We start from the raw sequence: 21,503 nt of genomic DNA, 5'->3' as shown, positions 1-21,503 counted from the left end.
CTCGGGCTTTTGCGAGCAGGAAAATCCCATGAGCGATATTGCGCTGCTGCCTGAAGTCCAGGCCTTCCTCCGTCGAAGCCATGCCTTGTTTATCGACGGCGGGTACGTCCAAAGCCATTCCGGCCAGGCTCTGGAAGTGATCAACCCGGCCACCGGCGAGGTGATCGCCCAGGTTGCCGATGCGGACCTGGCCGATATCGACACAGCGGTGGAATCGTCCCGGCGTGGCTTCCGGCAATGGTCCCAGGTCGCCCCTGCCATTCGCGGCAATGTGCTGCTGAAACTCGCCGACCTGCTGGAGCAACACCGCGAAGCACTGGCGCAGATCGAAACCTGCCAGTCGGGCAAGATCATCCAGATTTCCCGGGCCTTCGAGGTCGATCAGGCGGCGCACTTCCTGCGTTACTACGCCGGCTGGGCCACCAAGATCAGCGGCCAGACCATCACCCCGTCACTGCCCTCCTTCGCCGGCGAACGCTACACCGCGTTCACCCTGCGCGAACCGGTGGGCGTGGTAGTGGGCATCGTGCCGTGGAATTTCTCGACCATGATCGCCATCTGGAAACTCGCCTCGGCACTGGTGACCGGCTGCAGCATCATCATCAAGCCCAGCGAGTTCACCCCGCTGACCATCCTGCGCATCGCCGAACTGGCCATCGACGCCGGCCTGCCGGCGGGCGTGCTGAACGTGTTGACCGGTGGCGGACACGTGGGCAAAGGCCTGGTGGAGCACCCGGGCACCGACAAGGTCTCGTTTACCGGCTCGGTGCCCACCGGCATCGCCGTGGGCCGCAGTGCCATGGGCGCCGGGTTGACCCGGGCGACCCTGGAACTGGGCGGCAAAAACTCCGCCGGGTTCCTGCGGGATGTGGACCTCGACAAAGCGGTCAACGGCATCATCGAAGCCGGCTTCCTGCACTCCGGGCAAATCTGCGCGGCCGCCGAACGCTTCTTCGCCCACCGCTCGCAGATCGAGCCGATCATGGACAAACTGGCGCAACGCCTGGGCCGGTTGAACATCGGCTCGCCGCTGGACGAGCGCACCGAATTCGGCCCGGTGACCAACCGCCAGCACCAACAGAAACTCGAATGGTTCTTCGCCAAGGCCCGGGCCGAGAACAATACGATTGTCCACGGCGGCAAGCTGATCGACGGACCGGGGTGCTATGTGGAGCCCACCGTGATTCTCGCCAACACGATCCACGACACCCTGCTCAACGAAGAGACCTTCGGCCCGATCGCCACGTTTTTCCCCTACGACACCGAGGATGAGCTGCTGGAACTGATGAACAACACGCCTTACGGCCTGAGCGCCAGTCTCTGGACCAATGATCTGAGCAAGGCCCTGCGCATGGTGCCGGCGATCAACGCGGGGACGGTGTGGGTGAACATGCACACGATGCTCGACCCGGCGGTGCCGTTTGGCGGCAACAAGTCTTCGGGGGTGGGACGGGAGTTTGGCGGGGCGTTCATCGAGGATTACACCGAGCTCAAGTCGGTGATGATTCGCTACTGATAAACCGGGCGACCGATCGTTCCCACGCTCCGCGTGGGAATGCATACCGTGACGCTCCGCGTCACCACTGCGCAAGGCTTCCATTGTGCATTGCCAGCGGGACGCGGAGCGTCCGAGGCGGCATTCCCACGCAGAGCGTGGGAACGATCAGCGTGGGAGTGATCGCGAGCCTGCTGACAAACCCGCTCTCCTGACCAACCGCTCCCACACTGGATTTATGTTGCCAGTTGGATTTCGGATGTGATCAGGCCACCGGACACTCCCGGTTCAGCGCCTCATCCACCAACAACTGCGCCATCTCCACCAATTGCACCACTGCCAACACTTGCTTGCGGCTGGCCCCATCAAGATGCTCGGCACAGTCATAGGCGCTGACAGCCGCCGATTCAAGAATCTCGCTGGCATTACACAAGGCGACTTCGGTGCTGAGGCCGGCACGTACGGAGAATAGTTTGTTGGAGGACGGAGGCGAAGCGGCAGGTTCTGAATTGAGGTCGTAGTGCTTGAATGCGCGCTGGGCAGCATCGTGGAATTTCTGGTCGTTCAAGTAATGCGGCGGGTTGGGCGAGACCTTTTTCATGGTGAAGCTCCTCTATGAGTAAGCACCTCCACGCTCGCTACCACACGATTAAGGAGGCGACTGTACACGGGGTGGTAGACCGGTCATAGAAACCCGGCAGGCCGAAGCCTCCCATGCACAGCCGCCACAAAGCAGCCCGCACAAAAAAACGCCCTTGAGCGTTTTGGGATCTATGAAATAGCCGGGCTACCACACCCGTTCGCTGAATTGGCAGCGACCCGCGAAGGTTAGCGGCGAGAAGGTCTGGAAGCAACCTGAAATCTATGTGGGAACGGTCTGCGTAGGAACGGGCGATACCGCTGCCGGCGTATGCCCATTGTCGATCGTTCCCACGCTCTGCGTGGGAATGCATACCGTGACGCTCCGCGTCACCCTTGCGCGAGACGTCAATCCGGCGGTGCCAGCGGGACGCGGAGCGTCCGAGGCGGCATTCCCACGCAGAGCGTGGGAACGATCATCTGCACCTGGTCCCCTGAGGCTGCATATACCCGCCATAAATGGGCAGGCCGGAAGCCGGTAACATCCTGGTAATGCGCTAAATACCTGTACAAATTTATTATTTTGTACAAGTATCAACAGTATCAAGCCCTATCGGGGAGAACCGCAATGACCCGTCTATTGGTTTCGCTGGCCCTGGTGCTCGGCCTGAGCAGTTGTGGCAGCGTGGATGTTAAGCACTACGCCGACCAGCAACCGCAACTGGACCTAATGCAATTCTTCAGCAAGCCCGTCAAGGCCTGGGGCATCTTTGAGAAACGCTCGGGTGAAGTGGCCAAGCGTTTCGAGGTGAATATCGCCAGCCGCCGCGAGGGTGAAAACCTGATTCTCGATGAGCGCTTTCTATACAGCGATGGTACTCGCCAGCAACGTGTCTGGACCCTCACCCCGGACGGTCCCAACCACTGGCGCGGACGGGCCGGTGATGTGGTGGGCGAGGCCAGGGGCGAAGTGGCGGGCAACGCACTGCGCTGGCGCTACGTCCTGAACCTGCCGGTTGATGGATCCGTCTACGAAATGAGCCTCGACGATTGGATGTACCTGATGGACGAAGACACGTTGATCAACCGCTCCAGCATGTCCAAGTTGGGTGTGGAAGTCGGCCAGGTGACGTTGTTCTTCCGTCGCCAGTCTTCACAACCCTGACCGGTAAGGAGTGAACCATGAACCTGCAAGCCCTGACCAAACTGGCCACCCAAGGCGCTGTACGCGAAATGGAACTGCTGTCGCTGGAAGGTGGTTTCTATCTGGCGCGCGTAACGCTGGACCACGGCCAGTTCACGCTGCTGGACGAGTCGGCGAAGCCCCTGCACTTTCGCTCCGTCAATCACTTGCGTGACGTGTTGCAGGCGGTCCCTGCGTTTCCCTGCACCCTGGTGCATCAGTGCGTGCATGACGAAATGTGCGGCCGGCGAGAAGGCGCTATCGAGCCACTGCGAACGCCATTTTCCCTGGAAGCGCCGTGGTGACCAAGGCAGTTCGAAACCTGTGCCTGGTGCTGGGCGACCAGTTGTCGTTTGACCTGGCCTCACTGGATGGGCTGGACAGCCAGCGCGATGCGGTCTTGATGGTCGAGGTCATGGAGGAAGCCAGCCATGTGCCCCACCATCCGCAAAAAATCGTCCTGGTCTTCAGCGCCATGCGCCATTTTGCCCAGGCGTTGCAGCAGCGTGGCTTGCGGGTGCAGTACGTGCCCCTGGACGATCCGCAAAACACCGGCTCGGTGCCCGGCGAGTTAAGGCGCTGGCAATCGCTGATGCAACCCCGGGAAATACACCTGACCGAATGCGGTGACTGGCGCCTGGAGCAATCCCTGAAGGACTGCGGTTTGCCGGTCCAGTGGCATGCCGACCACCGATTCCTGTGCAGCCGTGACGCGTTCGCCGCTTGGGCCAGCGGTAAAAAACAACTGCGCATGGAGTACTTCTACCGGGAGATGCGCCGCAAGAGCGGGCTCTTGCTCAACGGTGACGGTACGCCAGTGGGCGGTGCCTGGAACTTTGATGCCGACAACCGCAAGGCATTGCCCAAGGGCACCAGGGCGCCCTACCCGGCGCGCTTCAGCTCGGACTCGATCACCCAGGACGTGCTGGCGCTGGTAGGTAAACACTTCAGCAGCCACTACGGTTCCCTCGACACCTTCGATTACCCCGTGACCCACGCCGACGCGCAGGCCCTCTGGGACTACTTTCTGGATTATGGCCTGGCTGGATTCGGTGATTACCAGGACGCCATGGCCAGCGACGAGCCGTTCCTGTTTCACGCCCGTATCAGCGCAGCCCTGAACATCGGCCTGCTGGACCTGCGCCAGCTGTGCAGCGATGTGGAGGCGGCTTATTGGTCGGGCAGCATCGGGCTGAACGCTGCCGAAGGGTTTATCCGCCAACTGATTGGCTGGCGTGAATATGTACGCGGCGTGTACTGGCTGAAGATGCCCGACTATGCCGCAGGCAATGCATTCGGCAACAGCCGCCCGCTGCCGGAGTTCTACTGGACGGGCGAGACGCAAATGAACTGCATGCGCCAGGCGATCGGCCAGAGCCTGAAACATGCCTATGCCCATCACATCCAGCGGCTGATGGTCACCGGCAATTTCGCCCTGCTGGCCGGCATCGTGCCCAGCCAGATATGCGAGTGGTACCTGGCGATCTACATGGACGCGTTCGACTGGGTCGAGCTGCCCAACACCCTGGGCATGGTGATGCATGCCGATGGCGGTTACCTGGGTTCCAAGCCTTATTGCGCGAGCGGCCAATATATAAAGCGCATGTCGGACTACTGCCGAGGCTGTGCGTACAAAGTCACGGAAAGTACCGCTGACAATGCCTGCCCGTTCAATGCGCTTTATTGGCACTTCCTGATGCGCCACGGCGACCTGCTGCGGGGCAATCAGCGCATGGCCATGCTCTATAAAAATCTCGACCGCATGCCTGAATCCAAACAGGACGCGCTGTGGCAACGGGGCCAGAGTCTGCTGGCCAAGTTGGATGCAGGTGAAACGCTGTGAAATTTTCCGGCCGCTGCGAATTGTTGTGAAGCCGGTGATAAATGGCCAATTGCCCATGCTAACGTCGGCTTCGATGTCATCCAATTCATTGAGGGAGCAGCGCCGATGTCTACTACCGTAACACCCGCCGGTGGCGGACCGACCACTCAAAAAGCCTCGACGTCGGTATTCGACGACAAGTTGAATATTTCCAAGTCGAGCAAGGTGATCGCCGATTACATGCGCCAGTCGGGCAAGTCGGCAATTACCAAGCAAGAGCTTTCACAGTTGGCCAGCAATGCCTCGGGCAAGGTGCCCGCCGATGTGAGCGCTGCGGCCCAGTACATGGAACGCCACCCCGACGTGTTCACCGCGATCGAAACCCATGATGTGGCGGGTGCCGATAACTTTTCCGGGGTGTGGAACTTCGACTGGGCGGCCAACGGTGGCCTGAACGGCACGGCGACCGATGCGATCGCCAAGATGCAGGACACCTTTGATTTCGCGATCGCCAAGTCGGCGCAGATCACCGAGATCAGCACCGGCAAAAAGGCCGAGCTGGACTCGACCAAACAGCGGCCGCAGAACTGAATCTCCAGCCACTACAAAAATCCAGTGTGGGAGCTGGCTTGCCTGCGATGCGGACACCTCGGTGCTTCAGGTACACCGAGGTGATGCCATCGCAGCCTCGCTAAAGCTCGACAGCTCCCACAAGGATTTCCTTTGTTTGTTAGAGCGCCGGCCTGCGGTCAGAAGTGAAACGCCACCCCCGTGGTCACGTTGAACGCATCCCCCACATAGAAGTTGGCCGAGTCCTGGCCCTTGGCGTCGTACGCGGTGTTGGTGGCCGTGGCATAGCGCTTGTTGGTCAGGTTGCGTGCATCGACGAACACTTCCCACTTCTTGCTCGGGGCCTCGTAGCCCACCTTGGCCCCCCACAAGGTGTAGGACGGCGCACTCAGGGAGTTGGCAAAGTCGACGTAATAGCTGGACGCCGCCCGGGCGTTGAGCTGCGCGTAGAAACCGCTGCCTTGGCGATATTCCAGCTCGGCCTGGTAGACCTGGCGCGGCAGGCCCGGCAGCTGGTTGTCGCCGAACACCGCATCGTTGCGGTAGTGGAAGTCGTTGAAGGTATAGGCCTGGCGCAGGGTCACGCTGTCGCCGTTGCCGCCGTCCCACAGTTGCGCATTCAAGCCGGCTTCGATGCCCTGGTGAATGGTCGCGCTGCCGTTGGAGGTGGCCACCAGTTGATCCTGGGTAGCCGTCGCCTGGCGTACCACTACCGACAGCAGTTCTTTCTGCACCCACGAGCGGTAGACCGTCAGGCTGCCGTCAAAAATACCGTGGCCGCCGCGAATACCGAACTCCACGGTGTTGGCTTTTTGCGGCCGCACATCACGGATGTACGGCGTGCCGGTGCTGCCCAGCTGCCAGGTGACCGGTGGATCCACCGAGCGGCTGACGTTGCCGAACACTTCGAATTCCGGAGTCAACTGATAGCGCAGGCCAATGCGCGGGGCGACGTCGGTCTCGTCGTATTCAACGCCACTGGGGAACGCGCTGGTGTTGGTGGCGGTGCTGTATTCGATCTGCGCCTTGCGCTTGATATCAATCAATGACAACCCGGTGGACAGCCACGTGCGGTCATTCAGTTGCAGTTCGTTGCCGAGGGAAAACACCGTGTCTCGCGAGCCGGTGTAGTTGGTCTTCTGCTGGGTGATGCCGGTGGCCTTGCTGTGGGATTTCACATCGGCCAGGTACGCCAGCGTATTGCTGAAGGTCACGCTGCTGTCGCTGCGCAGGCCGAAGAAGGTATCGGCGGTGCGCAGGTAGCGCAAGGTCAGGTTGACGTCCTGGGAGCGCCATTCCTGTGGTGTTGGCGAATAGCGCCAGCCGTTGTCCAGCGGGTAATCGTTGTAGCCCAGGCCGACTTCGAGCTTGGCATTGTCGTCGAAGGTGTAGGTGGTGGTGCTGCCCAGCAACGTCGAGCCGTCCTTCTTGCGCCCGATGGGCACGAGGTTGCTCGTGGGGTCGTGCTTGAGCTGGTATTTGGTCAGGGTGTTGCCCTGGCTGAGGGTTTCTTCCTTGTAGCGAATGTAGAAGCGCGTCTCCAGTTGCGGGCTGAACACGTGGCCGAAGTTGGCAACGATCCCCTGCCCCTTGTTCGGTGTGTTGTCCTGGTAACCGTCACGCTCGTTGTGCTGGATGCTGACGTAATAGTCATTGTCGCCGTCCACGCCGCCGGTGCTCAGTTGCTCCTTGCGATAGCCGAAACTGCCGGCTTCGAAACGCGCGTAGTTGCCTGGATCGGTGCGGCCGGTCTTGCTCACGAAGTTGATCGCGCCGCCCAGGGACAAGGCTGAATAACGGAAGGCGTTGGCGCCGTAGAGCACCTCGGTGTGGTCCACGGAGGCCATGTCCAGCATGTCTTCCTGGGTGCCGCCCGGGCCGGTCAACGGCAGGCCGTCGTAGAGGAATTTGATCCCCAGCACATAGCCTTGATAGAAGGTATTGAGGCCCGAACCGCGGATCGAAATCTTGTTCGCGCCCGAGCCGCTGGTGGCCTGGGCGAATACGCCCGGCTGCAACGCCAGCACGTCCTCGGCGTTCGCCGCGCGGCCCTGTTCGATCTTGCGGTTGTCGATCACTGCGGTTTTGCCGGGCACCTTGGACAGTTGCTTCTCGGCCTTTTGCGCTTCGGTGGCTTCGGCACCGGTGACCACTACCGTGGCCAGGGTCGGGTCCGCCTGGGCGGCAAAGGCCGCGCCGTGTATCAACATCAACAGCACGCCAAGGCTGGACGCGGTGGCCAGTGACTCAAAACGACGAGCGCGAGGTTCAAACAGTTGCCGCATGAATTAAATACTCCTGGGGTCTCGAATTAGTTGGAGCATCTATTCGTATAGTCGCGCTCTATTTTCAACTTTGCAGGGTTCATGCCACGTCCAAGCCTCAATAAACACTGGCCGGCCACCCTTATTAATCGCCACAAGCGCAACACTTTGCTGGTGAAATGTTCGATTCCGGACAATACAAAAATCACCCACAAACACTTATATGTTCAAGCAATAAAAGCATAACGAAAGCCCCGCCCTGCGGGCACAGGACGCAACTGTGCAAATCCCAACAGCCCTCCAACAAAAGTTGCGTATTCGACACTGTCCGCGCCTGCATCCCCGTAAGAAGTCGCAAGTTATCGGCTTATTGTTACTTGGTATGGGTCTTGCTCTATCCATTGCCTGTTGAAACAAATCAGCTCGAGCATTCTCGACTTAAGCAACGAGGTATTCACGCGTGACGGTCAACTTACTCTGCACCCGCAGGACGCCACTGGAGATTGCCCGTGACCTGGCGACCGAGTTCGCGCGCACCGCCGTCGACCGCGACGCCAGCGGCGGTACGCCCAAGGCCGAACGCGACAAACTGCGCAGCAGCGGCCTGTTGTCCCTGAGCATCCCCGGGCAATTCGGCGGGCTGGACGCCAACTGGTCGGAAACCTTCGAGGTGGTGCGCGAATTCGCCCGGGTCGACAGCTCCATCGCCCACGTATTCGGCTTTCATCACCTGATGCTCGCCACCGTCCGGTTATTCGCCACGCCCGCACAATGGCAAACCTGGTTCAGCCTGACGGCCAGCAACAACTGGTTCTGGGGCAACACCCTGAACCCCCTGGACACGCGCACGGTGGTCAAGCGCCACACGGGCTGGCGGGAATTCTCGGGACAGAAGAACTTCTGCTCCGGGGCCAACGACTCGGAAATGCTGATCGCCTCGGCCATCGATGAAAGCGCCGGCGGCAAGTTGCTGATCGCGGCGATTCCCAGCGCCCGCAGCGGGATCATCCTGCACAACGACTGGAACAACATGGGCCAGCGCCAGACCGACAGCGGCAGCGTGACCTTCAAGCGCGTGCGCGTGGAAGAGTCCGACCTGTTGCTGGACCCGGGCCCCCTGAGTACTCCGTTCGCCTGCCTGCGCCCGCTGATTGCGCAACTGCACTTCGCGAATATCTTCCTCGGCATCGCCGAAGGCGCGTTCGAAGAAGCGCGCCAATACACCCTGGAAGAAGCCCGCCCGTGGTTCCGCTCCAGCGCCAGCCACAGCACCCAGGACCCTTACATCCTCAGCCACTACGGCGATTTCTGGGTGGCGCTGCAAAGCACCCGCCTGCTGGTGGAGCGCGCAGGCCAGGTGCTGGACGCGGCATGGGCCAAGGGCTCGGCCCTGACCAGCGAGGAACGCGGCGAAACGGCGATTGCCATCGCCACCGCCAAAGTCGCCGCCAGCCGCAATGGCCTGGAGTTGTGTAGCAAGGTCTTCGAGGTCACCGGCGCACGGGCGACCAACGCCTCGGTGGCCCTCGACAGGCACTGGCGCAACTTGCGCACCCAGAGCCTGCATGACCCGCTGGACTACAAACTTCATGAACTGGGCGAGTGGGCACTGAACGGTACCGCGCCCATCCCGACGTTTTATTCCTGATCTTTTATTCAAAGGGATAACCATGCAACTGCTGACCCTACCGCCCTCGCCCGCCCTTGCCACCTCCATCCGCGCCACCGCGCAGGTGTTTGAAGACCCCAGGTCCAAGGCCTTGCTCAAGCATGTGCAACAAGTCGCGCCGAGCGAAGCCAGCGTGCTGATCATCGGTGAAACCGGCACCGGCAAAGAGTTGGTCGCACGGCATATCCACAACCTCAGTGGCCGCAAGGAGCAGCCATTCGTGGCGGTGAATTGCGGTGCATTCTCCGAATCACTGGTGGAAGCCGAGCTGTTCGGCCACGAGAAAGGCGCGTTCACCGGTGCCCTCGGTGCCAAGGCCGGCTGGTTTGAAGAAGCCAACGGCGGCACGCTGTTCCTCGATGAAATCGGCGACCTGCCCATGTCGATCCAGGTCAAGCTGCTGCGGGTATTGCAGGAGCGTGAAGTAGTGCGCCTGGGTTCGCGCAAAAGCATTCCGATCAATGTGCGGGTGCTGGCGGCGACCAACGTGCAGCTGGAAAAAGCCATCAACGCCGGGCATTTCCGCGAGGACCTGTTCTACCGCCTGAACGTGGTCAACCTGGAACTCAGCCCGCTGCGGGATCGCCCCGGCGATATCCTGCCGCTGGTGCAGTACTTCATCGACACCTACACCCGCCGCCTCGGCTATGGCGAGATCATCTTGAGCAAGGAAGCCGAGCAACGCCTGGCCACCTACAGTTGGCCGGGGAATATCCGCGAGCTGGAAAACGTCATCCACCACACCCTGCTGATCTGCCGCGACGGCGTGATCCAGGCCGATGACCTGCGCATGTCCAACCTGCGTATCGAACGCCAGGAAGACAGCACCACCGCCCATGACCTGCTCGACCAGGCCTTCCAGCGGCTGTTCGAGGAGCAGATAGAAAACCTCCACGAACAGGTGGAACGCAGCCTGCTCACCGCCGCCTACCGGCTGTGCCAGCACAACCAGGTGCACACCGCCGAGTTGCTGGGGCTGAGCCGCAACGTGACCCGCACCTTGCTGATCAACCTCGGTGAGCTGAAGGTCAACAAGCGCCGCCCGCTGGCCGGTGCCAAGGATGACCGGGTGCTGCACCTCTCGATCTGACCTGACTGCGCGGCGTACCCGGTACGCCGCCTGGTCACACCACCGCTTCATCCAGCGCATCGCTGAACTGGCGACTCCACAACCGCGCATATTGCCCGCCCTGGCGCAGCAACTGTTCGTGGCTGCCGTCCTCGATCACCCGGCCATTGTCGAACACCAGGATCCGGTCCAGGTGGGCCACGGTGGACAGCCGATGCGCGACCACCAGCACGGTCTTGTCTTCCATGATTTCGTCGAGCTTGTCCTGGATAAAGCGCTCGGTGATCGAGTCCAGGCTGGAAGTGGCTTCGTCCATCACCAGGATCGGCGCGTTTTTCAGCAACACCCGGGCAATCGCAATGCGCTGGCGCTGGCCGCCGGACAATTTGACCCCACGCTCGCCCACCAGCGATTCGTAGCCGTGTTCCATGCTGTCGATAAATTCACTGGCGCCGGCGCGGTGGATCGCCTCGGCGACCTCGTCCATCGAGGCATCCAGGCGGCCGTAATGGATGTTTTCGCGAATGCTGCGGTGGAACAGGCCGGGCTCCTGGGGAATCAGGCCGATCTGCTGGTGCAGCGAATGCTGGGTCACCTCGCGCACGTCCTTGCCGTCCACCAGCACCTGGCCTTGCTGCACGTCGTAGAGACGCAGGAGCAAGCTCAGCAGGGTCGACTTGCCGGAGCCCGAAGCGCCCACCAGGCCGACTTTCTGGCCGGCGGGGATGACGATATTCAGGTGTTCGAAAATCGAACGATCACCGCCATAGCTGAAGCCGACATCGCGAAACTCGATATCGCCGCGCTTGACCATCAGCGCCTTGGCGCCGGGTTGGTCGATGACTTCATGGGGGCGGATCAGGGTGCGCACACCGTTGGCGATATTGCCGGTGGCTTCGAAGAATTCGAGAAAGCGTCGCGACAGGTTTTCCACATCGCTGATGATCAACAACGAAAGGCTGGTGGACATGACAAACGCAGCAATGTCGATACGGTGGCTGCGCCACAGGTAGAGCGCCAGCAATAACAAACCGAGCTTAAGCACTACGCCACAGGAAGCCTGGAACCAGCGAATTTTCTCCATATACCCCAGGGATCGGTAGGCAGCCGCCACCTCCTTGTCGAGGAAAGTGCCGAGGTAACTGTGCTCGAACGCATGGCGCGCAAACAGGCGGATATTGGCCAGATTGGAGACCGCATCCACCACTTTGCCGGTGCTGGTGCTGCGCGCTGCCGAATACTGTTGCGCCAGAGGATGACTGCGGCGTGCGAGGACGTAGCAGATAGCGATAAACGCCACCGACCAACCCGCCATGAACAACGCCAACAACGGCGATGCGGTCCATAGCAAGGCCGTGGCCAGGCTCAGCGTCACCAGCAGCGGGATCAGGTCGAACAACAAGATGCTCAGGGTCTGATTCACGCCCAGGGTAATTTCCGCCACCCGATGCGCCAGTGCCCCGGCGAACTCATTGCTGATGAAACGATGGGAGTGCTGCTGCAGATAGGCGAACACCACATGCGTCACCGTGCGCCGCTGCAACGGCAAGACGTGGATATGGCAGCCTGCCGATGCACGGGTAAACAGTACCTGGCACACCAGTAGCGCGCTTAGCAGTGTCAGTGGCCATTGCAGCACTTCAAAGGCACGCTCCGCTTCCAGCCCGTTGCTCACGGTGCGGGTGATCTGCCCCAGCCCCCAGGGCGTCAGAATCGAACACACCACCGCGGCGATCTGCAGCAGCAGGATAGCCAGGTACCAACCTTTGAAATGCCCGATGAAATGCCGCACAAACGCCGCCGGCGTCGATGGCAAGTGCTGGACATTCCAGGTGCGAAACAATGAAAAAGACGAACTCATGGCCAATGACATTCCTGAATGACGCCTGTGGCCGCGCAGCTTTCAGGCAAAAATGGTGAGTGTGATCGTTCCCACGCTCTGCGTGGGAATGCATCCGGTGACGCTCTGCGTCACGATTTTAAGAGCGGACGCAGAGCGTCCAGAGCGGCATTCCCACGCAGAGCGTGGGAACGATCTCAATAGGCAGCAACTGTGCCCCATGAACCAGACAAACATTCCCCTGTGGCGAGGGAGCTTGCTCCCGCTGGAGTGCGAAGCGCTCCCAGGATTTTGGGGCCGCTGCGCAGCCCAGCGGGAGCAAGCTCCCTCGCCACAGGTTCAGCGTCACTTTTGGGATTGGTAGCGGATTTCCTCCAATTCACGACCGCCCCGAGCAAGGGTGCGGCTTGATTCGGGCTGCGCTATCCATCCTGCATTTTGGTAAAAGCGCACTGCCCGCCGGTTTTCAGCCAGCACCCACAACGTCGCCGTCTCCAGGCCCAGGCTCGCGAGATGCTCCAGCCCCCTGAGCCACAGCGCCCTGCCCACCCCCGTTCCCCAATGCTCGGCCAGCACATACACCGCCTGCACTTCACCGGTTACGCCTGGATCAGCATCCTCATCACGACTCGAGCTGACAACAATCCAGCCCACCACACGCCCCTCGACCTGCGCGACAAACACAGCTTCGCTCCCCTGCTCAATCGACTGCCGCCAAAAGGCTTCACGCCGAGGCTGCGTCGCCTCCAGCGAAGCCAGGTAATCCGCCGGCATCAGTTCACGATAAGCCTGCTGCCAACTGCGAATATGCACCCAGGCAATGTCACCTGCGTCCTCGATACGTGCTGCACGAATCATCCAATTCCCTCTGCGCGTTTTGCATAAATCGCCGAGCCCGCCTGGGGCGACAGCCTGCGATAAACCAGCCCCGACAAGGCACACAGCAATCCGGCACCCGCCATGATCCAGGCGATATCACTCTGCTCGACCGTGGCATGCCCGCGTACGGCCATGATCAAGCCGAGCAGCCCCGCCGCGATGCCCACCGATAAACTCAACGTCAACTGAATGGTCATCGCCGACAGGCTGCTGGCGCGGCTGGATTGTTCCGGTGGCACGTCGGCATAGGTCAACGCCCCCAGGGTGCTGAATTGCAGCGAACGAATGATCCCGCTGCCAAATAACACCAGTATTACAATCCAGTAAGGCGTTGATACCTCGAACAGGCTGCACGCCAGGATGGTTGCACCGGTGAGCACCGCATTGCCGATCAAGGTGCGCCGGAAACCGAAGCGGCTGACAATCCGCACCGCCAGCATTTTCATCAGCAGCGCACCCACGCCACCGGCCACGCTCAGCAGCCCCGCCTGCAACGGGTTAAGCCCGAAACACAGCTGGAACAGCAACACCAGCAAAAACGGCTGTGACGCGCTGCCGATGCGCATAAGGTTGCCGCCCCAGAAGCTCACCGCGAAGGTCGGGATTTTCAACAATGAAAAATCGATCAACGGGTACGCCGTCCGCCGTGCATGCAGGACATACAGCCAGGCACTCAACAGCCCGCCGCCAATCAGCAGCAACGCCCACTGGCGCGGCAACAGGCCGTGGCCCAGCACCTCGAAACCGAACACCAGCCCGCCCAATGCCACACCGCTGAGCAACAGGCCGGGAACGTCCAATGGCTGGCCGGGCGTCCCGGAATAGTCCGGGATATAGCGCAGCACCAGGATCACCCCAAGCACGCCGATTGGCAGGTTGATCAGGAAGATCCAGTGCCACGACAGCACCGTCACCAACAGCCCGCCCAACGGTGGGCCCAGCAGCGGCCCAACCAGCGCCGCCACCGTCAGGTACGACATGGCACGCAGCAGGTTTTCCCGCGCCGACCAGCGCAGCAGGATCACCTGCCCCACCGGCACCATCATCGCCCCCGAGGCACCCTGGGCCAAACGCGCCAGGGACAGTTGCAACAGCGAGCCCGAGCAGGCACAGGCCACCGACGCGAGGGTGAACAGCACGATGGCGCTGATAAACACCCGACGCGGCCCGAACCGGTCGGCCGCCCAACCGCTGACCGGCACGAACAGCGCCACCGCCAGCAGGTACAGCGACACCACCAGGTTCATGCGCACGCTGGGCTCGCCGAAATCCTGGGCCATCTGCGGCAGCGCCGTGAGCACCGCCGTGGCGTCGATCAGTTCCATGAACAGCGCACAGCCGATGATCATCGGCACCCGGCGCGCATGCCCGGTGCCCACCTCGCCCAAGGGGTGTGAAAGGTCGAGGGCTTTGTTCAAAACAGCCCCGATGTCGGAGGCGGCGTGCCCTTGAGTTGCCAGGCGCCCACGGCTGCGGCTTTCCAGTGCCGGGGATTGTGGTTGGCCACGGTGCGCGCGTTGCGCCAGTGCCGGTCCAGGTTATGCGCGCGGCCGGTGGTCGAAGCGCCACCCACGTCGAACACCAGCTCGGCGGCCTTGAGCGCCGACTCCGCCGCGATGTATTGCGCCTGGGCCACGTCCACTGCCGCCTGGTCGACGGCCACCGCATCAAGATCCGCAGCCCAGGCGCGGTCAATGGAGTCCGCCGCGTGCAACACCACCGCTTCGGCGGTAAAGGCCCGGGCCGAGACGTCGCCCACACTCAGTTCCACGTACGGGTCATCCACCGAGCGCGTGGCGCTGCTGTGCTTGATCGGCCGCGCATGCTCCTTGGCAAAGGTCACCGCATCATTCAGCGCATTGCGCGCAATACCGGCCTGCACCGCCGCGAGGAACACTTGCAGGAACGGCGTGACAATCGTGCGCTTGCCTTCCTCGACGGTGCGGGTGCGGATCTCGCTGGCCAACACCTGCACATCATGCAGATGGGTGGTGCCACTGGCGGTCAGGCGCTGGCCCATGGCGTCGAAATCATCCAGCAACTCCAGGCCCTGGCGGTCACGCGGCAGGATGAACGACACGGGCTGGTCATTCTCGTCCAGGGCGACGGCGCTGACCCAATCTGCATACAGCGAACCGGTGCTGTAGTACTTGCTGCCGCAAGCGCGAAAGTGCTCACCGTCACGCACGATGCGCGCACTGATCGAACCGTTGGCACCGCCGACTTCCCAGCCGGCATTGCCGATCACGGCGCCTTGCAGGTAGCGCCCGAACCAACGCTCGCGCTCCTCCTCCGCCCCCTCGGCGCGGGACGCCAGCAGGCCTTCGACAAACCCGAAACCGGGGCGCAGCGCCTGGGCCACGTTGGAGTCGGCCGAGGCGATGCGAATCAGCAAGGCAATCACGTCCTTGACCGAACCACCGGCGCCGCCAAACCGCTTGGGAATCCGCACGGTAAACAACCCGGCCTGGGCGATCTGCGCCACGGCCTCATACGGCAGTTGGCGGTCACGCTCACGTTGCGCAGCGCCGGCAGCAATCTGCGGCAGGATGCGGTCGGCGCGGGCGTTCAGTTCGGCCACCGTTACAACCGGCGGCGTGGGTACAGCAGACAACTTGCTCATGGCACTTCCTTGATTCAGGTCTAGATGGCGATTTTCCACAGGCGCGATTCATCAAACAGCCAGCCGGGGTTTTCCGGCTCCAGGGCCGGCACCACCAACTGCGTGCCGCTGCCGGGCAGGCGTGGCACCGCGCCCAGCAGGCGCCGGGTGTATTCGTGCTGGGGCGATTCAAACAACGTCTCGACGCTGGCGCTTTCCACCACCTGGCCGTGGCGCATCACCAACACTTCGTCGCTGACGTGGCGAATCACCCCGAGGTCGTGGGAGATAAACAGGTAGGCCAGGCCCAGCGAGGCTTGCAGGTCGGCCAGCAGATCCAGGACCTGGGCCTGCACCGACACGTCCAGCGCCGACACCGGCTCGTCGCAGATAATCACTTTGGGGTTGCTGGCAATCGCCCGGGCAATCGCCACGCGCTGGCGCTGCCCGCCCGACAGTTGCAACGGTCGGCGCTCGGCCAATTGCGGCGCCAGGCGTACCTGGTCGAGCAACTGTGTCACGCGGGCCGCCTGTTGCTCGGCGTCGATACCGGCAACGTCCAGCGCATCACTGAGGATCTGCCCCACCGTCCAGCGCGGGTCGAACGAACTCAGCGGGTCCTGATAAATCACGCTGATATCCCGGCGATGCACACGGCGGGTCTTTTCCTCGACCCGCTCGGTACCTGCCGCGGCCCATGGCTGGTCGAGAAAACGCACCTCACCGGCATCCGGTTGCAGCAAGCCGAGGGCGATGCGTGCCACGGTGGTTTTGCCGGAGCCGGATTCACCGACGATGCCCAGGGTGCGACCGGCGCGCAGCTCGAAGCTGACGTTATCCACCACCTGGCGCGACTGTTGATCGGGGCCGACATACCGCTTGCCCAGGCCGGAGGCCTTGAGCAGCACCGGCGAATCCGCGCCGGGCCGTGGTTGCGCCACAGCGTTGCTGCGCTCCGGCGACAGGCGTGTGCCCCGGGCATGCTCGGCGGGCACCGCATCCAGCAACGAGCGTGTGTAGGCGTGGCGCGGGTTGAGCAGCACCTGATCCATCGGCCCCTGCTCCACCACTTCACCGTGGCGCAGCACCAGCACCTCATCCGCCAATTGCGCGACCACTGCCAGGTCATGGCTGATGATCAGCAGCGAATCGCCACGGGTCTTGATCTGCTGCAATACCTGCAGGATCTGCGCCTGCACCGTGGCATCCAGCGCCGTGGTCGGTTCATCGGCAATCACCAGGCCGGGGTTCAATGCCAGTGCGCTGGCAATCAGCGCACGCTGGCGCAGGCCGCCGGAGAGTTGATCGGGGCGCTGGCGGGCACGCAGTTGCGGTTCGGGTACGCCCACCAGGTCCAGCAGTTCGATGACGCGTTCGCCACGGCTGCGACGGTCGCCCCAGCGATGGGTCTCCAGCACTTCGAGAATTTCCTTGCCCACCGGCCGCAACGGGTCGAGGGACACCAGTGCGTCCTGCAACACGAAGCCGATGCCATTGCCACGCAAACGACGCCAGCCGCGTTCCGACAGGCTGAGCAAATCCACACCGTCATAGCTCAAGGTGCGCGCCGTAACCTTCGCGCCCGCACCCGCCAGGCCGATCAGGCTGCGGGCGGTGACGCTTTTACCGGAGCCGGATTCGCCCACCAGCGCCAGGGTCTTGCCAGGCTCCAGGGTGAAAGACAGATTGCGCACCACCGACTGCCCGGCAAACTCGATGGACAGCCCTTCAACGATCAAGCGTTTCTGGTCGCTCATGAAAGACGGCCCTCTAGGCGTTGTTGCAGGTAACGGCCAGTGACCGTGGTCGACAGCGTGGTCAATACGATGAACAGCCCGGGGAAGAACGTCAGCCACCAGGCGTTGGCGATGAAGTCGCGGCCCATGGACAACATGGTCCCCCACTCCGGCGCCGGCGGGCGCGCGCCCAGGCCGAGAAAGCTCAGGGCCGAGGCCCAGACAATCGCCTGGCCCACGCCCATGGTCAGGGTCACGATCAACGGGCGCATGGCGTTCGGCAGCAACTGGCGCAGGATGATGCGCAATGGCGGATGCCCAAGGGCCCTGGCAGCTTCGATATAGCCCGCGTTGCGCACCGCCAGCACCTGGCCACGGACCATCCGCGCATAACCCGGTGCACTGCCCAGCCCGGTGGCGACGATCAGCGGGCCGATGCCGCTGCCGAAAATCGCCACGAACAACAGCGCCAGGATCAGGCTCGGAAACGCAAACAGCACTTCCAGCAACCAACCCACGCCGCGGTCCACCCGCGCGCCGCCCAGCCCGCCCAACAGGCCAAGCACGATGGCGATGGTCATCGCAATCGCCGTGGCTGCCAGGCCGATGAACAACGACTGGCGAGTGCCATGGATCACCCGCGAAAAAATATCCCGCCCCGACTGATCGGTGCCGAACCAGTGGGCCAGGCTCGGCGAATGAAACGCATCGCGGGGCACGATGGCCAGCGGGTCGCTGTAGGCGAACAACTGCGGCACCAGCGCCGCGACGATCACCAGCAACAGAAAGGTAATCGCCAACAGCGGGCCGAGGCGCAGCGTGCGAGTGGTGCGTTGAATCCGCAGTGCGGGCAGCGGTGTTTCCAGGGTCAGGCCACTCATGCTGGAAGCTCCTGTTGGCGAGGGTCGACCCACAGGTACAGCAGGTCGACCAGGATATTGGCGAGCACGTAACCGGCGGCGACCACCAGGCTGATGCCGATGGTCAGCGGCAGGTCCTGGGCCTGCACCGCCTGGTACAACTGGCGGCCGAGGCCCTTGCGGGAAAAAATCACTTCGATCACCACGGCACCGCTGATCAACGCGCCGATGGCCCAGCCCGACAGCGAGATACCCGGCAACACGGCGTGGCGCAACGCGTGTTTGAAGCGCACGTTGAAGTCACTCAGGCCACGGGTGCGGGCGGTCAGGATGAAGGGTTGGTCGAGGGTCAAATCCAGGGATTCGCGGGTGACCTGGGCGATAAACCCGGCCAGCGGAATCGCCAGGGCGAACGACGGCAACACCAGGGTGCGCCAGCCATCACTGCCTGCCGGCGGGAACAGCCGCAGGCCGAACGCAAACACCGCCAGCAGCAGAATCCCCAGCCAGAAATGCGGCAACGCGGCGGCCAGGGTTTCGGCCAACGAGGCCAGGCTGGCAACCCAGCGCCGGCGCCCCGCCGTCAGCACCGTCAGCGCCAGCACCAGAACCCAGGCGAGTGCGAGGGATGTCAGGGTGAGTTCCAGGGTCGGCCAGGATTGCTCCGCGAGGACGCGGGTCACCGGCAGGTGCTGGGAATAGGAAACCCCCAGGTCACCCTGCACCAGGCGCCCGAGGTACAGCGCGTATTGCACCGCCAATGGTTTGTCGAGGCCGTACTCGCGGGTGGCTTCGGCGATGGTCTCGGGGGTGGGGTTGCCGCTCGGGCCGCCGAGGATCGCCTGCACCGGATCGCCGGGCATCAGGCGCAAGGCAAAGAACGTCAGCGTGGCCACCGCCCAGAGCACCAGCACGCCGCCGGCAAGGCGCCACAGCGCACGTTTGCCGAGCCGGGCCAGGCGCTCGCGCCGTGGGTTGGCAAGTGATGTGTCGCTCATTTGTTCACCCATGCGTCATAGAGATAAGTCACCGCCAGCGACGGCTCCAGCCGCACGCCCTGGGTGGTCTTGTAGATACCCAGCCGCGTGCTTTGCGGGTAGGTGGTCAATTGCAGGTACTGGCTGGAAGCGATTTTCTGCGCCTGGTAATACAGCGCCCGGCGCTGCTCGCTGTCCTGGGTGGTGAGGGCTTGCCGGATCAGCGTGTCGAACGCCGGGTCACTGAAGCCTGCGGTGTTCTGGTGGTAACCACCGACACCCGCCGGGCTGATGAACTCACTGCCGAAGATGATCCGGAGCACGTCGGCGGTGTTGGTGTTCCAGTAGCCGAGGCGAATGTCGTAGTCCCAGTCGGCCTGGCGTTTGGTGGCCTGCACGTCACTCATCTGGTCGACGATCAGCTCGAAGCCGGCCTGCCGGGTGGTGGCCTGCACCTGCTCCCACAAGGTGTATTCCGACGGTGGGGTGCGGTTGCCCATCACCACGTGAACTTGCAGGCGCTTGCCGTCCTTGGTGCGGTAGCCCTCGCTGTCGCGCTGGGTCCAGCCGGACTGGTCGAGTAACTGAGCAGCCCGGGCCGGGTCGTAATCCTGGGCGTGCTGGAACTCCGGGCTGTAAAAGCGCGTGGCTGGGCTCAGCGGCCCGCCGGCGCGGGGGAATTCGTTGAAGTACACGCTCTTCAACGCGCCCTCGATGTCGGAACTGCGCACAAAGGCTTCGCGCACTCGCACGTCATCGAACGGCGCACGGGTAATGTTCAGCGTGCCGTTGGTGGGGTTGCCGGGGCGTTGGGCGATCACCAGGGTCAGGTCCGGGTTGCGTCGAGCGGCCTCGTGGGATTCGGGCGGCAAGGCTTCGATCACGTCGACCTCGCCAGCCTGCAACGAGGCGAAGCGCACGGAAGGTTCCTGGATGAACTTCCAGACGATCCGGTCGAGCCAGGCCGGGCCCTGGTGCTTGGCGGTGGGTGGCGCCCAGTTGTAGTCGGGGTTGCGCACCAGCTCGACCTGGCTTTGCCGGTCCCAGCGCACGACCTTGAACGGGCCGCTGCCGACCGGGCTTTCGCAGTTCACATCGCGCGAGCGCAGCAGGGCTGTGGGGGACTCGATGCCGAGGAAGCCTTGGGCGAGAACTTCAAGAAAGGCCGCGTACGGCGTGGCCAGGTGCACCACTGCGGTGTATTCGTCGAGCACGTCGGTGCTGCGGTATTGGCGGATGTAGCCGCCTGCGGTGCTGGATTGGGTCTTGGGGTTGGCCATGTGGTCGAGGTTGGCCTTGACCGCCGCGGCGTTGAACGGGGTGCCGTCGGTGAAGTGCACGTCGTTGCGCAGGTGGAAGGTGTAGGTCAGGCCGTCGGGGGAGACTTCCCAGGTCTTGGCGAGCCAGGGGCCGATGCGGCCGTCGGCGTCCATCGAGACCAGGGAGTCGAGGTACTGCTGGGCGACGAACACCTGGGGCATGTCGCCGGCCACGTGGGGGTCGAGGCAGGTGGGTTCGCGGTCGGTGGCGTACACGAGGGTGCCGCCCTTTACCGGCTGGTCACTGCGGGTGACGGTGGAGCTGCCTTGGCCGCAGCCCAGGAGCAGGCCGCAGAGTGTGGCGGTGCCGATAAGGAGCAACGGGCTGGATCGTCGCGGGTAAGGGGCGGGTTCTTGCATGATGGGTCAGGCCTAAAGTCCGGGAACTGGGTCATTGCACAAGGCATGCCGGGTTTTTGGGCCTGTAAACAGGGGGGATTGGAGGGTTGGGGGATTGCTGAAAACGACAATGTGTGTGGGAAGTGTTGGTCAGGCAACAGCTCGGCCTTGGGGGGCGTGAGGTTTGAGTACATATCCGTTGCTGCGGTAACGGCGGCTATTGGTTCCGCTCTTACAGCGGCTTTGGACCGTGGGCCGCCGTCATGGGCCATCCCTGGCCCAGGACGGCTAACCCGGCGT

17 protein-coding genes are annotated in these 21,503 nt (G+C 62.7%); 7 read left to right on the top strand and 10 right to left on the bottom strand.

Going from position 1 to position 21,503, the window contains the following annotated elements:
* Nucleotides 1-28 precede the first annotated feature (28 nt).
* Nucleotides 29-1,516, top strand: coding sequence for an aldehyde dehydrogenase family protein (locus HX811_RS24900; protein ID WP_177047803.1), 1,488 nt, complete (start codon nt 29-31; stop codon nt 1,514-1,516).
* Between the two features lie 244 nt (nt 1,517-1,760).
* On the opposite strand, the gene HX811_RS24895 is transcribed toward HX811_RS24900, so the two are convergent.
* Nucleotides 1,761-2,096, bottom strand: a complete 336-nt coding sequence (locus tag HX811_RS24895; RefSeq protein WP_008431194.1) for a DUF6124 family protein — start codon at nt 2,094-2,096, stop codon at nt 1,761-1,763.
* 606 nt (nt 2,097-2,702) lie between these two features.
* Between HX811_RS24895 and HX811_RS24890 the strand changes: the two genes are divergently transcribed.
* The 4 genes from HX811_RS24890 (at nt 2,703) to HX811_RS24875 (ending at nt 5,670) form a co-directional block, all read left to right on the top strand.
* On the top strand, nt 2,703-3,239 hold the full coding sequence (locus tag HX811_RS24890; protein WP_177047801.1) for a DUF3833 domain-containing protein: 537 nt from the start codon (nt 2,703-2,705) through the stop codon (nt 3,237-3,239).
* Between the two features lie 17 nt (nt 3,240-3,256).
* Entirely contained in the window at nt 3,257-3,562 is a 306-nt protein-coding gene (locus HX811_RS24885; RefSeq protein WP_102606191.1) for a DUF6482 family protein, read from the top strand.
* Complete coding sequence (locus HX811_RS24880; RefSeq protein WP_177047799.1) at nt 3,559-5,100, top strand: cryptochrome/photolyase family protein; 1,542 nt, start codon at nt 3,559-3,561, stop codon at nt 5,098-5,100. The genes HX811_RS24885 and HX811_RS24880 overlap by 4 nt, the downstream gene beginning before the upstream one ends.
* Before the next feature lie 105 nt (nt 5,101-5,205).
* On the top strand, nt 5,206-5,670 hold the full coding sequence (locus tag HX811_RS24875; RefSeq protein WP_008431185.1) for a hypothetical protein: 465 nt from the start codon (nt 5,206-5,208) through the stop codon (nt 5,668-5,670).
* 158 nt (nt 5,671-5,828) lie between these two features.
* Here HX811_RS24875 and HX811_RS24870 read toward each other — a convergent pair whose 3' ends face one another.
* Nucleotides 5,829-7,934, bottom strand: coding sequence for a TonB-dependent receptor domain-containing protein (locus HX811_RS24870; RefSeq protein ID WP_177047797.1), 2,106 nt, complete (start codon nt 7,932-7,934; stop codon nt 5,829-5,831).
* 439 nt (nt 7,935-8,373) lie between these two features.
* On the opposite strand from HX811_RS24870, the gene HX811_RS24865 reads away from it, so the two are divergent.
* Together HX811_RS24865 and HX811_RS24860 are read left to right on the top strand one after the other, a co-directional pair.
* The gene (locus tag HX811_RS24865; RefSeq protein WP_003219870.1) at nt 8,374-9,561 is read left to right on the top strand and encodes an acyl-CoA dehydrogenase family protein; all 1,188 of its coding nucleotides are present in this window, start codon (nt 8,374-8,376) and stop codon (nt 9,559-9,561) included.
* Nucleotides 9,562-9,583: 22 nt separating this feature from the next.
* Nucleotides 9,584-10,672 (top strand): sigma-54-dependent Fis family transcriptional regulator, encoded by a 1,089-nt coding sequence (locus HX811_RS24860; RefSeq protein WP_003219869.1) that lies wholly within the window; start codon nt 9,584-9,586, stop codon nt 10,670-10,672.
* Nucleotides 10,673-10,706: 34 nt separating this feature from the next.
* Here the strand turns inward: HX811_RS24860 and HX811_RS24855 are convergent, their stop codons facing one another.
* The 8 genes from HX811_RS24855 to HX811_RS24820 all read right to left on the bottom strand — a co-directional run bounded on the left by HX811_RS24855 (nt 10,707) and on the right by HX811_RS24820 (nt 21,224).
* Nucleotides 10,707-12,512, bottom strand: coding sequence for an ABC transporter ATP-binding protein (locus HX811_RS24855; RefSeq protein WP_008431180.1), 1,806 nt, complete (start codon nt 12,510-12,512; stop codon nt 10,707-10,709).
* Between the two features lie 324 nt (nt 12,513-12,836).
* Entirely contained in the window at nt 12,837-13,349 is a 513-nt protein-coding gene (locus tag HX811_RS24850) for a GNAT family N-acetyltransferase (RefSeq protein ID WP_003219864.1), read from the bottom strand.
* A complete protein-coding gene (locus HX811_RS24845) occupies nt 13,346-14,788 on the bottom strand; it encodes an MFS transporter (protein ID WP_134326160.1) in 1,443 nt (480 codons plus the stop codon). Before HX811_RS24845 ends, HX811_RS24850 begins: the two co-directional genes overlap by 4 nt.
* Complete coding sequence (locus HX811_RS24840; protein ID WP_008431174.1) at nt 14,785-15,993, bottom strand: acyl-CoA dehydrogenase family protein; 1,209 nt, start codon at nt 15,991-15,993, stop codon at nt 14,785-14,787. The genes HX811_RS24845 and HX811_RS24840 overlap by 4 nt, the downstream gene beginning before the upstream one ends.
* 20 nt (nt 15,994-16,013) lie before the next feature.
* The gene (locus HX811_RS24835) at nt 16,014-17,729 is read right to left on the bottom strand and encodes an ABC transporter ATP-binding protein (RefSeq protein WP_177047795.1); all 1,716 of its coding nucleotides are present in this window, start codon (nt 17,727-17,729) and stop codon (nt 16,014-16,016) included.
* On the bottom strand, nt 17,726-18,589 hold the full coding sequence (locus tag HX811_RS24830) for an ABC transporter permease (RefSeq protein ID WP_003219852.1): 864 nt from the start codon (nt 18,587-18,589) through the stop codon (nt 17,726-17,728). The genes HX811_RS24835 and HX811_RS24830 overlap by 4 nt, the downstream gene beginning before the upstream one ends.
* On the bottom strand, nt 18,586-19,566 hold the full coding sequence (locus HX811_RS24825; RefSeq protein ID WP_003219850.1) for an ABC transporter permease: 981 nt from the start codon (nt 19,564-19,566) through the stop codon (nt 18,586-18,588). Before HX811_RS24825 ends, HX811_RS24830 begins: the two co-directional genes overlap by 4 nt.
* Nucleotides 19,563-21,224 (bottom strand): ABC transporter substrate-binding protein, encoded by a 1,662-nt coding sequence (locus HX811_RS24820; protein WP_177047793.1) that lies wholly within the window; start codon nt 21,222-21,224, stop codon nt 19,563-19,565. Before HX811_RS24820 ends, HX811_RS24825 begins: the two co-directional genes overlap by 4 nt.
* Nucleotides 21,225-21,503 lie beyond the last annotated feature (279 nt).

This window comes from Pseudomonas sp. F8002 (assembly GCF_013385495.1).
GTDB lineage: Bacteria > Pseudomonadota > Gammaproteobacteria > Pseudomonadales > Pseudomonadaceae > Aquipseudomonas.
The sequence above is the reverse complement of the archived record's forward strand: the minus strand, read 5'-3'. Positions and strand labels throughout refer to the sequence as shown.

Excerpts from the sequence above, each read along its gene's own strand:
- HX811_RS24900 (WP_177047803.1), top strand. The coding sequence starts at position 29 with ATGAGCGATATTGCGCTGCTGCCTGAAGTCCAGGCCTTCCTCCGTCGA.
- HX811_RS24895 (WP_008431194.1), bottom strand. The coding sequence starts at position 2,096 with ATGAAAAAGGTCTCGCCCAACCCGCCGCATTACTTGAACGACCAGAAA.
- HX811_RS24890 (WP_177047801.1), top strand. The coding sequence starts at position 2,703 with ATGACCCGTCTATTGGTTTCGCTGGCCCTGGTGCTCGGCCTGAGCAGT.
- HX811_RS24885 (WP_102606191.1), top strand. The coding sequence starts at position 3,257 with ATGAACCTGCAAGCCCTGACCAAACTGGCCACCCAAGGCGCTGTACGC.
- HX811_RS24875 (WP_008431185.1), top strand. The coding sequence starts at position 5,206 with ATGTCTACTACCGTAACACCCGCCGGTGGCGGACCGACCACTCAAAAA.
- HX811_RS24870 (WP_177047797.1), bottom strand. The coding sequence starts at position 7,934 with ATGCGGCAACTGTTTGAACCTCGCGCTCGTCGTTTTGAGTCACTGGCC.
- HX811_RS24860 (WP_003219869.1), top strand. The coding sequence starts at position 9,584 with ATGCAACTGCTGACCCTACCGCCCTCGCCCGCCCTTGCCACCTCCATC.
- HX811_RS24855 (WP_008431180.1), bottom strand. The coding sequence starts at position 12,512 with ATGAGTTCGTCTTTTTCATTGTTTCGCACCTGGAATGTCCAGCACTTG.
- HX811_RS24850 (WP_003219864.1), bottom strand. The coding sequence starts at position 13,349 with ATGATTCGTGCAGCACGTATCGAGGACGCAGGTGACATTGCCTGGGTG.
- HX811_RS24840 (WP_008431174.1), bottom strand. The coding sequence starts at position 15,993 with ATGAGCAAGTTGTCTGCTGTACCCACGCCGCCGGTTGTAACGGTGGCC.
- HX811_RS24835 (WP_177047795.1), bottom strand. The coding sequence starts at position 17,729 with ATGAGCGACCAGAAACGCTTGATCGTTGAAGGGCTGTCCATCGAGTTT.
- HX811_RS24830 (WP_003219852.1), bottom strand. The coding sequence starts at position 18,589 with ATGAGTGGCCTGACCCTGGAAACACCGCTGCCCGCACTGCGGATTCAA.
- HX811_RS24825 (WP_003219850.1), bottom strand. The coding sequence starts at position 19,566 with ATGAGCGACACATCACTTGCCAACCCACGGCGCGAGCGCCTGGCCCGG.
- HX811_RS24820 (WP_177047793.1), bottom strand. The coding sequence starts at position 21,224 with ATGCAAGAACCCGCCCCTTACCCGCGACGATCCAGCCCGTTGCTCCTT.